Here is a 12,661-nt window from a genome sequence, read left to right on the forward strand (position 1 = left end):
CTACGGGCGGAGGATGACGCCGTCGGCGTCGTTGGTGAAGATTACGCGGTCCACGGGAAAGGTGGCGAGCTTCGATACATCGATCTGAGCCGCTTCGCCGGCCGCGTTGATGGAGAGGCGGTCGGCGTAGGCGGTCTCCCCCTCCCCTCCGGCGCCGAGCTCGATGGTGACCAACTCGGGCAGGCTGATACTGCCGCCGGCGGCCGCCTGGATCCCGAGGGGATCGTAGAAGGGCGCGCAGCGACCGCCGCTATCGACGACGATGGTTTGCAGGGCGGGCAGGCTGATCGTGGCCCCGCCGTCGCGGGCGTCCAGGGCGGGTACGCCAAGACAGTGGTCACGCCACTCAAACTGCGTCAGGAGAGGCAATTCGAGGTGGCCGCCGTTGTTGGTCCACAACTCCACATTCGTCATGGTTTCCACGGGGAGCGACAGGTTGCCCTCGCTCCCAATCTCCACGCGGGTCAGCAGATTTGCGGCCCGCATGGCGTTCAGCAGGGGTGCGTTCAGCGTGCCCCCGGTGCCGATAGTGATCGATACGTCGCTCAACTCGGTGACCGCGGGCAGATTCAACGTACCGCCGGAGACAATGTTCATAAACTTGCCGCCGAGTACCGCCTCCGCGCCCCCCAGGGTAACGGTCGCCCCCTCGTTCACATAGAGTTCCAGCGCTTCGATGGTCGTCAGGTTTGGCAAATCGAGTGTGGCATTTGAGACGTCCAGCCCTCCGGTGAGTTCCGTGACCAGAGAGAGAGCCGGCGGCGAGTCGCCAACAACCCGCATAGAGCCGTGAATCGCGGTGATGGCGTCGAGCCGCACCTCTCCATTGCCAATGTAGACATGGACACGTTCCTGCACGCTCGCCATGGAGGGGAGGTCAACCCGACTGGCGTTTCCGCTGGCGTTGACCTCGGCATAGTCAAACTCGCCCAGGGTAAAGGCCGTGAGCATGGGCATCTCCACCCGTCCGCCTTCAACGGCGCTAATGCCGTAGTTGCAGGGGTAGTCGAGGTTCCGGTCGAAGAGCACCGTGGTAAGGGCGGGCAGGGACACGAGGCTGTTGGATTCGAAGGCGGCGATCAAGGTGCCGCCAAAACAGGAGGTCGCTGCGTAGGTTTCCAGTTCCGGCAGGGCGATGGTGGCCCCATCCCATGCGTGCAGGTAAATGTTTTCAACGTAGTTGAGCGGCGCGTTGAAGTCGAACGGGCCATCGAAAACGGTCAGCTCGCCGCCGCCTTCGTCGGCCACCCATTCGGTAAGTTGCGGGGCGTTGAAGCGGTTGTTGCCATAGAAACGGAAGCGCATGTTTTCCAGGCGCCGGACGTTGAGCAGGTCCACGTTTGCGCCGTTTGCCACGGTAAAATCGCCGTTTCGGATGACGACAGGGTCGCCCGGCGGATTGATGATTACCGAGTCTTCCTCGGTCGGCACGCGGCCCTCGCTCCAGTTCGCAGGATTGTTCCAGTCGGCCCCGTCGGCCCCGATCCACTCCAGCGGTACTTTGGGCGCCACGTTGAAAAAGGTCAAGGTATAGGGTATGACCATGGCATTGTCCGCGACATCGCGAATGGACCCCGAGGCCACGGAAAGGACATTCCGGCCATAGGGTACGGGCCCGGCGGGCGAAACGATGAGCGTTCGTCCATCCATCAGCGCCACGCCGTCGATGGGCACATCGACCGGGTCGCTCTTACCCGGCACAGGGTCTTCTCCATAGGCGGTCAGGGTGAAGTCATCGGGTGAGAGCGATTCCGGATTGATCGCCTCATTGGTGAAGAGCGTCACATTGGCGAGATCCTCTCCTTCTCCACCCTCTCGCGGCAAAGAGCCCGAGATGCGCGGCGGGGTGGTGTCCGCCGTGGTGGTGATGGTCTGGACGGGGGCCGCCGCGCTGTTGCCGGAGGTATCCACGGCCACGACGGAGAGACTGGCCGTCGCGCCGACAGTCTGCGCGGGAGTGAAGTAGAACTCGAAGGGGAAGTTCCCATCGCGTTCGACCACCTGACCGTTCACCAGCAGCTCCACATGGCGCACCTGGATATCGTCGGTGGCCTCCACGGCGATCAGCGCGGACTGGCCGATCTCCACATTGCCCGTTCCATCGCCGACGGTGAAGCTCACGCCGGGTGGTGTGCTGCCCGCGTCGAAGCGGGTATAGCTGATGACCTGGAGTCCCGCATCGGAATCGGCGGCGTAGGCCAGGCCGTTGTAGAGCGCCACGGCGCGGGCGATACCCGGCGTGGGGAACTCGGTGATGAACTGATCGGTGTTCAGGGGGTCGCTCAGATCATAGAGGGACACATGATGGGGGCCATCCAGGGTGCTGTTCGGGCTCACCGCCGCGATGCCTAGGCCCTGTCCGTCGTGGAGCAGTTGCTTCCAGCCGAAGAGCTGGGTGTCGGCGGTGGCCAGCGAGCTCAGCGCGGCGGGATTCTGGATGTCCACCACGGTGTAGCCCGTGCGGTGCGTGGCGAAGGCCAGATCGCCGCCGGCGAAGACCTTGCGGCTCAGTTCCTCATCGCCATAGGAATCGGGCAGGCTGGTCGAGCTTGTGAAGTCGAGGGCGCCCTGGCCGATGCGGAAGGCCATCAGGCGATAAGACTGATAGGAGGCGCCCTTCTTGGGGATCTGGCCTTGGACGGAAGCCACAGTGGCGTAGAGCACGTTTCCAGAGACCGTCAGGTCCATGGCCTGCTCGTTGGTAAGGGTGTACTGGGCGACCACCTGTCCCGTGGCGAGCTCCACCATGCCGATGCTGTTTGCACCCGCGTTGGACCCCGCGAAGTCCTTCTCTTCCTGGACCACGCCGCCGTTTCCACCCTGACCGGCGGCGAAGGCGTATCCGCCCGCGACGGCGACGGCGCCAATACTCTCGCCGAAGGCGCCGGCGGGCACCACGTGGATTTCGCTCGCGGTGATCGGGTTGGTCGCGTCGATAATCGACAGGCCCGCGCTACCGCAGGCGGCGGCAACATGGTTCGCACCCACGGCAACGGCCGTCGCATTGCCGACGGTCTCCACCTGAGCGACGATGGCGGGGTTCATGCCGTTGTAGACGTTGAAGAGGGCCACGCCGCCGTCGCCATCCGCCACAGCGATGAGGTTGTCCGCCGCGTCCACATCCACCGCCGTGCCGGGGGTGTCGGTGGCGGCGATGATGCCATTTTCCACGATGAACCCGTCCAGCGGATTGGAGCCCTGCTGGATCTCGGCGCCGTCCAGCGTGCCGTCGCCGTCGGTGTCGGGATCGGCGCCGTCCGTGCCCACGATTTCCTCGGCCGCGTCGGGCAGGCCATCCTCGTCGGCGTCGTCCGGACCACAGGGGGCCAGCACGGGCGCCTGGAGCGCGGTTTCAAAGCCTGACTCCGCGGACACGCCGACGTAGTCGCCGCAGGTCATGGCGAGGGGATCGAAGACGGAGAGAACAAAGACTGCCTGGGGCGGGAGAATGAAATCGTACACACCCTGCTGGGAGGCGCGCGTGCGGAAGGTATTGCCGTTTACATCGAGGCGCACGAAGGCGTTGGGCGTCCAGCCCCGCGCGGCGAGATAGGCCCGGCCATAGCCGCCGAGGGCCGACGACAGCGCGGGTAGCGCGCCGAGGAAGGCCTCCGCCTCTTCGGGCGTCACCTCCTCCAGCGCCACGGTGTGGGCGAGGATAGCCTCGAGGAGATCGGTCAGTTCCTCGTCCGTCAGGTCGGCCTTGGCCGCCGAGAGGGCGTTGATGGCGATCTCCACGTCGAGGCACAGATTGTCCAGGGAGAAATCGGCAAGAGCCGTCTGGGCCTGGGCAAGTGTCGCGGCGGTATTGGTCAGGTTTTCGGCAATGACGGCGATTTGCAGGCAAACCGCCCGTGCGTCCGCCGGGGCGCACTCGCTATCGAGCAGCGCGTCGCAATAGGGTTGGATGAGCTCCAGGGCCGACTGGGCGCAGGTTACGGCGTTGGACGCCTGCACGAGGGGCGAGTTCTCCCCCCGCACCGCGGCGAGGAGCGCGTTTATCTCCGCGATTACAGGCTCTTTACCGGCCAGAATGGATTCCAGCAGCAGCAGGGTGTTGGCGTCGTTTCGTGCGCCGCTGGCCACCTCGCTGATGACCTGGGCCGTCTGGGCCCGGATGCCCTGGACGAGGCTTGCGGTCTGCATTACGGTCGCGAGTGACGACTGGGCGTCGGCCAACTGGCTTGCGCAGTTCGCCAGGCTCTGTACGTCGAAGGCATCGGGCAGGGCCCACTCCTCTTCCTCGCAGTCCGTGGGCGGATCCTGGGGCGGATCATTCGGCCGCGGGCGGGGCCTCTGCGGTTGTTCGGGGTTTTCCCGCTCGGGGCGCTCGGGTGTTTCGGGGCCCTCGGCCTCGGTGCCCGGTGCGTTGCCGTGCCACCCCGGCTGGACGATGCCAACGCCGGGGTCGGTGCAGACGGTGGCGCCGTCTTCGCTGACGGTCATGGGGCCTACAATCTCCCATTCGCCGGAATCATGGTTGAAGCTCCAGAGGGCGCTTGGCGCGCCGGGCGGCAGCAGCGCGCCGGTCTCGGGGTCCGGCAGATTGGGAAAACAGGCCGGTACGGGCGTATCGAAGTTGTTTGGCCCATCGGTCTGCACCGTGATGACGAGCGGCAGATCCAGTCCTTCGGGCAGGGGGCTCGGCAGGCGGTCCGGGGCCACCGGCGCGATGCCCACGCGACCACCGCGCTCGCCGAAGTCATTGTAGAGGCTGTCTGGCGGCACGATGACGCGCACGCCCGCGAAATCGGGATTGGCTTCGATGATTTCATCCACAAAGCCGATTTCGGTGGGTTCTGTCTCGCTCACCTCTCGCAGGGCGCCCGGCTGGATGAGTGGGAGATAGATGTCTCCCACGTTGGTTTCCGCGCCGGGATTCGCTTCCCACGCCTTGCCGACGGTAGGGTAGTAGGGGCCATCGGGGAAGCTGGTATCAACGGGCGCGCCGTCCACGAAGGCCGTGGCCACTTCCAGGCCGCGAATGTGCACGAAGAAGCGGCCCGAGGGGGCGGGATCGAGGCGGAAATTACCCTCCGCGTCGGTGGTGGTGGCCATGTCGAAGCGGCCATCGACCATGATCTCCACGCCCTCCAGAGGCATGTTGACCTCCGCGCCCTTCGCACCGAGCGCGAGCTCCGAGGCGAAGATGCGGCCGTAGACCGCGGTGCCGGGCACGGAGGTGAGACCGAGGGTCGTGAAGGTGATGGTGCGGGTGCCGCCGGGCTCGCCGTCGTCGTCCGCATCGATTGTGCGACCGTCGACGGTGGTGAGCAGGTCGCCGTTGATGGTTACATCGATCGATGCGTTGCCCGGAAGGGGCGCGGTATAGAAGAGGGTTACCTGGCGACCATCGGGCGAGAGGTGGCGTCGAACCCCCTGGAGTTGATTGCCGCGCTTCGCAAAGACCGACGTCTCCGTGAGGCTGTCGGGGTCCAGCGGCGCACTGAAGTTCAAAATGGTCTCGCGGGTCACCGCGATGTCGCCCTCGCCGTCGAAGGGCGCGGAATCCACAAACTTCGCGTCACTCAAGGTCGCCACGCGCACCAGGCCGACCTCCGTGGTCGTGTTCTGCGCGATGGCCGTGGTGACGGTGAGGCGCACGTCGTATTCGCCCGGTTCCGTGTAGGTGTGGGTGGGATTGGGATCCGTGCTGACGCCGCCATCGCCGAAATCCCACGACCAGGCGGTAATGGCTTCGTCGCCGGGCTGGGAACGGTCGAAGAATCGGGCCAGCAGGGGCGCCTGACCTTCCACGCCGAGGGAAAGGAACGCCGCTGTGGGGCCCCCTTCCACTTCACCCTCGCCTTCACCTTCACCCTCGCCTTCACCTTCACCCTCGCCTTCACCTTCACCCTCGCCTTCGCCTTCACCCTCGCCTTCACCTTCACCACCCGTATCGGGTCCCAGCGAGATGGTGATGGCAACGGAGGTGTTGGGCGATACAAGGTCGCCCGCGCTGGGGCGCTGGGAGATAACAAGCCCGACCGCGACGGTGTCGCTATGGGCCTGCGAGACGGTGCCGAGGCTCAGTCCGGCATTCTCCAGCGCGGTTTCCGCCGCCGCCTGGGTCGAGCCCTGAAGATCCGGGACGGAGATGGTGCGGGGTGGACAGCCCGACAAGAGGGCGAGCATCGGCACCAACAAGAATAGACACGTAACGACGGACCTGATTTGCATTGAATCACCCTTGCCCACGGTCGAAAGCCAGACGCATCTTCCGATCACCGCATGGGATATCTGGTGCGTTGAGATACCGCACCTGATCCGTTGCGGCGGATCGGAAGAATCACCACCTCGATGAGCCCGACCGGACAGCCAATCGTGCGGTTTCGGGCCCATGCTCGGACATGGGGAGTGTAGCAGACGACTCGCTAACCGTCAATCCAATGTGGGAGGCGCGACGTTTCCGCCGCCCCCGAATCAAGGGGGTAACGCGGGGTGGTCACGGCAGCAGAAAGAGCCGCCCGTCGCCCGCGCCGAGGGAGATCTGGATCCCATCCATCAGCGGGCTGTCGTCGATCACGGGGTGTTGTTCGCCGGTCTCTTTGTTTACCTCAATGACCGACGCCAAAGGGGCATTGAAGGTGACGGTGGGCCAGGCGGTGTAGGCGAAGTGGTAGTTGTTCAGGAGCACGGCGCGGCGGCCATCGGCATGCTTGAAGGCGCCCACGAGGTAGTCGCCTTTCGGGTCTTCCGGCGCGCGGGTCAGGTTGGTGATGGGCAGGCCGGCGAGCTTGTCGGTCGGCACATCGCCCGCCGCTTCATCGACGTGGACGATTTTCTCGCTGGTGAGTTGCATCAGCACCGGCCCCAGGTGTTTCAATTCCGCGTTGATACGCTGTGCCTCGCCGTAGTGGCGGGATTTGCGTCCGTCGACGTGAATGATGGCGCCGCCTTTGGGGAACTCCGCGCCCTGGGGCGTGTAGTAGCAGAAGTACATGACGCCCTTTGCGCCATAGGCGATGGAGGTGTAGATTTGCCAGCGGACCTGGGCCTCGGTGGGGTCGGTCTGGGGGCCGTAGGGCATGATGTTGAAGAAATTCCAGAAGGGCACACCCGCCTTCATAGCGTGCGTGCGAAGTGTGTCGAGATTCTCACAGTAGCCCGCGCGACCGTCCCGGCCCGGGTTGCCGGGGTGGAACTGGGGATAGTGGTCCATGCTGAGCACTTCGGGCTGGACGATTTCCATGAACTTCCGCACGTGTTCGTCGTAGGTGGGGGCGTCGAGCTGGCCGGGGACGGCGTAGTTCGGGAAGAGATTAATATAGGGCAGTTTGCCCGGCCGCGCCTTGCGCACGCCGTCGGCCAACTCGCGGAGGGCGGGGAAATCGTCGGCACCGGGTTCGTCGCGCAGGGCATAGCCCCAGATGGCGGGGCTGTCGGGCAGGGTTGCGGGGTCTGCCGTGCCGGCATAGCCGATCAGCCTGAGGTCCAGCTTCTCGCAGAGCTCCACCAGCGTGTCGTGCTCCCCGCCGCCGAAGCCGCCGATGACCATATTGAAATTCGCGTCGGCCACGTCCTGATAGCGCGCCGCCGCCTGATCATCCACGGGTGGATTCACCCAAAGGCCGATGGCGAAGCGATCCTGCTTGAAGCGTTCCTGGGCGTGAGTGGGAAGGACGCAGAACAGCAGGGCGGAGAGAACGAAGAGGGAGAGGGGGGCGGCGTGTTTCATGGGGTACTTCCTATGAATTGGGTGGACGCGGGAGAAGGGTCATTAAAGCAAAGGCGCGAGCGCATTGCAAGACGTCAATCGCCGATGTCCGGGAGCGACAACAGGAATCGCCACGCGGGCACTACGTGGATCAATCCATGGGCGGTTTCGACCGTCTCCCCGGTGTGCCGCGTGACCCACGGCCGTGATCAGCCGCGGTTATTCAAAATCCGTGGTTCAAACCGGTCATAATTCTGTCCAGTTGGCCCTTAAACTGGACAGCATCATGACCGGTTTACTTTTTCGCGGTTGACTGGGGCTGCCCGTGACGCAGGAGCGGAGCTCGACCGGGAATGTTGCTGGAAGGCTCGCCCGCCATCCCCGGCACCGAAATAAAAATTCACCCTATTGCCAACGGCGGCGTTAACGTATATGCTAGTGAGTATCGTTACTACGACATGAATAAAACTGGCAGGGTTGGCGTAATGACATCACAGGCTGGGGCGCTCTTGGGGCGGATTCCAGGCATAGCTTTCAGGCAATCACCGTACATGGAGGGTATTGCATGACACCGAGGTCGTTGGAAACTGCCGAGCCGGGGGCCGATCTGGAGGCCGCCCGGGAGTTTCTGGAGCGATTCAACACGCTCCGGGCCGAGATCCACAAGGTGGTCATCGGGCAGGAACACATTATTCTGCAATTACTTACGGCGATGTTCGCCCAGGGCCACGTGCTGGTTATTGGGGTGCCGGGACTTGCCAAGACGCTGCTGGTGAAGACCCTGGCCCAGTCGCTGGGCTGGGATTTCAAACGGATTCAATTCACGCCGGATTTGATGCCTTCGGACATTACGGGCACGGAGATTCTGCAGATCGATCCCCAGACGGGCGGCCGCGTGATGCATTTTGTGAAGGGTCCCATCTTCGCGAACCTCATTCTGGCGGACGAAATCAACCGCACCTCCCCAAAAACGCAGGCGGCACTCCTGGAGGCGATGCAGGAATACACGGTGACGGCGGCGGGCACGACCTACACCCTGCAGAAGCCGTTCTTCGTCGTGGCCACGCAGAACCCGATTGAGCACGAGGGCACCTATCCCCTGCCCGAGGCCCAGTTGGACCGCTTCATGTTCAGCATCAACATCGGCTATCCCTCGGCGGAGGAAGAGTGCGATATCGTGGAGGGCACCACCACCGACGCGGTGCAGGACGTGCTGCCCGTCTTTGGTCCGGAAGATATCCTGCGTTATCAGGCGCTGGTGCGCAGTGTTCCCGTGTCGCGCCACGTAACGGAGTATGCCGTGCGCCTGGCGCGGGCATCTCGGCCCAAATTGGATGACAGTCCCGAGTATATTAACAATTATGTGGAGTGGGGCGCCGGACCCCGAGCCTCTCAGTACCTCATCCTCGCGGCGAAGTGCCTGGCGCTTTTGAAGGGCAAAGCGGCCCCTTCGGCGCTGGAGGTGCAGGAGGTCGCCATGCCCGTGCTCCAGCATCGCATCATTCCCAACTACAATGCGGCGGGCGAGGATATTTCTTCCCGGCAGATCGTGAAGTGGATTCTCGAACATGTCGAACAGCCGTCTTACAAGCATTAGGCAGCGTATCGAAGCGGGCCGCGAAAACCTGCGCCGCTGGCGCCAGGCGGAGCCCCCGCCCATGCCCAGGCACAAGCCGAAGGAGTTCAAGTACCTCAAGCCCCGCGACCTGCGGAGCATGAAGAACATGCTCTTTGCGGCGCGGGCCATCGTGGAGGGTTTTTACAGCGGTCGGCACCGTTCGCGCTTCAAGGGCAACGCGCCGGAGTTCGTGGACTACCGACAATACAATCCCGGCGACGAAATTCGCAGCATCGACTGGAAGGCCTACGCCCGTACGGACCGACACTACATCAAGCTCTTCGAGAAGGAGACGGATCTTTCGGCCACCATACTCCTGGACGTGAGCGCTTCCATGGCCTTTGGCGGCACGGTGAACCGGCCCGCACTGCCTTTCTGTGGATTGACCAAACTGGAGTACGGCAGCTATCTCGCGGCGGCGCTGTCGTACGTGCTCATCAAACAGGGCGACAAAGCAGGACTGGTGCTTTTCGATCGGCGGATACGGAGCCACATTCCCGCAGGCGGCACGGTGCGCCATCTCTACAGCATGCTGAGTGCGCTGGAACTGACCAGGCCCGGCGGACACACCTCGGTGGCGTCGGCGCTGCGCAAGGCCTTCACCTTGTTCAAGCAGCGGGGCGTGTTGATCATCATTTCCGATCTGCTGGACGAACCCGACGAGCTGTTCAGCGCACTGGCGATGTACACCCACCGTGGTTTCGAAATCGTTGTCTTTCACCTGCTCCACGAGAATGAAGTGCGACTGCCCGACGTGGCCAATGCGAACTTTGTGGACGCGGAAACGGGCGGCTCTATCACGATCCAGCCGAAAGACGTGGCGGAATCCTATGGCGCGCTGCTGGAGGCCTTCCGCAGCGATATCGAAGCCCGTTGCCGCGCGCGGAATATCACCTACACCTTCATGACGACGGAAACGCCCTACCCCGAAGTGCTGGGGCGCTTTCTCGCGCACCGGGGAAGGGGATGAAGATGAAGAGTTTAACCACGATGGATACGAATTTACACGAATGGGAGTAGCGAAGACATCGCCTAAGCCGACAGAAAAGTTTAACCACGAAGAGCACGAAGTACACGAAGGAAAGAGACCGCAGTTATCGAGCCACGGATCCAGATAGCGAAAGCTCGCCGATTCAATGTGCTCCGCGTTCAATCGTGCTGGGTCATCAATTTAGGAAAACTTCTCTTTTCTTCTTCGTGCGCTTCGTGACCTTCGTGGTGAAAGTTTGTTGATGGCGGTTAAGGCGTTACACTTCGGTTATGCGGGACACATTATGGGCGGTTTAACATTTATCAATCCGGCGATGGCCATCGGGGCCCTGGCGATAGCCATACCCCTGGCGATTCACCTGCTCACCCGCAGGACGCCCGTGTTGATCGTTTTCCCCACGCTGCGCTTCCTCTACAAGGCTCAGGCGAATCAGTCGCGTCTTTTTCGCGTCCGCCATTATCTGCTCCTCTTCATCCGCACGCTTATCATCCTGCTGGTGCTCTTTGCCTTCCTGCGGCCCGTGCTCGCCAAGGGCACGCTCGCCGCAACAAAGACTCCCGAAGGCGGCGCGGCGGCCATTATCATCGTGGACGCATCGCTCAGCATGGGCTATTCCGGCGCGGGCGTCTCCCATTTTGGGCGGGCGCTCAGTGCTGCGGAATCGGTGCTGGACGCGCTGGGCGCCGCCGACATCGCGAACGTCATCTTTGCGGGAAACGTGCCCGAGGCGATCTATGACGCGCCCCGGGCCACGCGGGCTCAGTTGCGCGCGGAACTCGCCAACAGGCACTACCAGGCCGCCCGAAGCGACATCGACGGGGCCATCGCGCTGGCGTTGGAGCAATTGGACGATCAATCGACGCGCAGTCAGGAGATTCACTTCATCTCCGATTTCCAGCGATCCAACTGGGCCTCGGTCAACTTTTCGGCAATTCCCGAACACGTCAAGACAGTCTTCGTCCCCGTGTCGGATGCGGCACTTCGCAATGCTGCGATCACGGAGATGAAAGTGCGGCCCGCGAGTCCCGCCATCGGCGAGCCTGCGGAGATTCACTGCACCGTGGCGAACTACGGCCCCGAGTTCCAGGCGCTGCCCGTGTCCCTCACGCTGGAGGGCGAAGCGCCCCTGGAATCGACCGTGAAGGTCGACGCGGGCATGAGCGCCACGGCGGGTTTTCGCGTGCGCTTCAACGGCAGTGGTGTTTTCGAGGCCGTGGCGTCTATTCCAGCCGATGGCCTCCGCGAGGACGACACACGCCACGCGGCGGTAACGGTTTCCGAACGCTTTCCCGTCGTTATTCTGTCCGATGCGCCTAGCGCCGCGCGGGATGCCTCCCACCGTTTTTTAGCGGCGGCCCTCGATCCCTTCGGCGGTGGCGCATCTGTATTCGTGCCGGAGGTGATGGCGCTGGATGCCTTTGATCGTTTCGCGGCGGCCCGCGCCCACGCGGTGATCGTGTCGCAGGCGGGTGCGATGAGCGAATCGACGGCGGTAGCGCTGGCGAGCTATCTCAGAGACGGCGGACGCGTGGCCTGGTTCGTGGAAGGGCCTGCGGATCCCGGCAATCTGACGCTGCTCCTCGCCAAGTCCGAGGGCGCATTGAAACTGCCCTTCACACTCGCGGGGCATGTGGCCCCCGACGCGAACGAAGCGGGCTTCGCGACGTTGGCCTCGGCGAACTACGACGACCCGATGCTGAAGAAGTTTCGCGAGTCGGGCGCGCTGGCGGACCTCCATTTCTTCAGCTATTTCACCACAAAGCGGGAGGAGACCCAGGGGCAGGTGCTCATGAAATACGACAACGGCAACATCGCCCTGGCGCGGACCAACTTCGGGCGCGGCTCCCTGTTGCTGGCAAATTTCTCGCCGGGACTCGAGGGCAGCGACGTGCAGAAGAGCACCGTCTTCGTGCCGCTGGTTCACGAGATGGTGAAGGCCCTTGGGCTCGAAGGCGGAGGCGCGCGATCCTTCGAGGCGGGCCTCCCCTGCTCCACATCGATCACGCTGGCCACACCGGAGACGCCCGTGCGCTTTGCGAATCCCGCCGGGGAATCGGTGAGCGCCGTGCTCGACCTGAACGGCGCGACCGGCTCGGTCATCTTCGCTGAAACGAAGCAAACCGGCTTCTATCGCGTGTACAGCGGAGACGCAAAACTCGCGTCCATCGCGGTGAATACCGACCCGCGGGAGAGCAACCTGGAGACACTCTCGGCGGCCCAGCTCCAGGAAATGGCGAAGCGATCGCAGGAAAGCTTCCTCGCGGCGACGGGCTCCGACGCGGGCACGCTGCGGGCCATGCGCGAAGGCGCGCCTCTGTGGCATTTCTTCCTTGCGGCCGCGCTGGCCTTCCTCGCGATTGAGCAGGGCTTCGCCCTGGCGTGGAGGCGCTGAGCC

6 protein-coding genes are annotated in these 12,661 nt (G+C 63.6%); 4 read left to right on the forward strand and 2 right to left on the reverse strand.

From position 1 onward, the window contains the following. Both JNK74_15765 and JNK74_15770 read right to left on the reverse strand, forming a co-directional pair. Positions 1 to 6,147, reverse strand: a complete 6,147-nt coding sequence (locus tag JNK74_15765; protein ID MBL7647644.1) for an Ig-like domain-containing protein — start codon at positions 6,145 to 6,147, stop codon at positions 1 to 3. 298 nt (positions 6,148 to 6,445) lie between these two features. After that, the gene (locus JNK74_15770) at positions 6,446 to 7,678 is read right to left on the reverse strand and encodes a hypothetical protein (GenBank protein MBL7647645.1); all 1,233 of its coding nucleotides are present in this window, start codon (positions 7,676 to 7,678) and stop codon (positions 6,446 to 6,448) included. Between the two features lie 332 nt (positions 7,679 to 8,010). Between JNK74_15770 and JNK74_15775 the strand changes: the two genes are divergently transcribed. The 4 genes from JNK74_15775 to JNK74_15790 all read left to right on the forward strand — a co-directional run bounded on the left by JNK74_15775 (position 8,011) and on the right by JNK74_15790 (position 12,658). Further along, entirely contained in the window at positions 8,011 to 8,226 is a 216-nt protein-coding gene (locus tag JNK74_15775; GenBank protein MBL7647646.1) for a hypothetical protein, read from the forward strand. Continuing rightward, positions 8,223 to 9,254, forward strand: a complete 1,032-nt coding sequence (locus JNK74_15780) for a MoxR family ATPase (GenBank protein ID MBL7647647.1) — start codon at positions 8,223 to 8,225, stop codon at positions 9,252 to 9,254. The genes JNK74_15775 and JNK74_15780 overlap by 4 nt, the downstream gene beginning before the upstream one ends. Continuing rightward, positions 9,226 to 10,245 carry a DUF58 domain-containing protein gene (locus JNK74_15785; GenBank protein MBL7647648.1) on the forward strand — a complete coding sequence of 340 codons (1,020 nt, stop codon included), beginning with the start codon at positions 9,226 to 9,228 and terminating at the stop codon, positions 10,243 to 10,245. Before JNK74_15780 ends, JNK74_15785 begins: the two co-directional genes overlap by 29 nt. Before the next feature lie 304 nt (positions 10,246 to 10,549). Then, positions 10,550 to 12,658, forward strand: coding sequence for a BatA domain-containing protein (locus JNK74_15790; protein MBL7647649.1), 2,109 nt, complete (start codon positions 10,550 to 10,552; stop codon positions 12,656 to 12,658). Positions 12,659 to 12,661 lie beyond the last annotated feature (3 nt).

The sequence above is a fragment of the Candidatus Hydrogenedentota bacterium genome, from assembly GCA_016791475.1.
GTDB lineage: Bacteria > Hydrogenedentota > Hydrogenedentia > Hydrogenedentales > JAEUWI01 > JAEUWI01.

What these genes read in the sequence shown, in the direction of transcription:
- JNK74_15770 (MBL7647645.1), bottom strand. Translation starts at nt 7,678, where the DNA reads ATGAAACACGCCGCCCCCCTCTCCCTCTTCGTTCTCTCCGCCCTGCTG.
- JNK74_15775 (MBL7647646.1), top strand. Translation starts at nt 8,011, where the DNA reads ATGTTGCTGGAAGGCTCGCCCGCCATCCCCGGCACCGAAATAAAAATT.
- JNK74_15780 (MBL7647647.1), top strand. Translation starts at nt 8,223, where the DNA reads ATGACACCGAGGTCGTTGGAAACTGCCGAGCCGGGGGCCGATCTGGAG.
- JNK74_15785 (MBL7647648.1), top strand. Translation starts at nt 9,226, where the DNA reads ATGTCGAACAGCCGTCTTACAAGCATTAGGCAGCGTATCGAAGCGGGC.
- JNK74_15790 (MBL7647649.1), top strand. Translation starts at nt 10,550, where the DNA reads ATGGGCGGTTTAACATTTATCAATCCGGCGATGGCCATCGGGGCCCTG.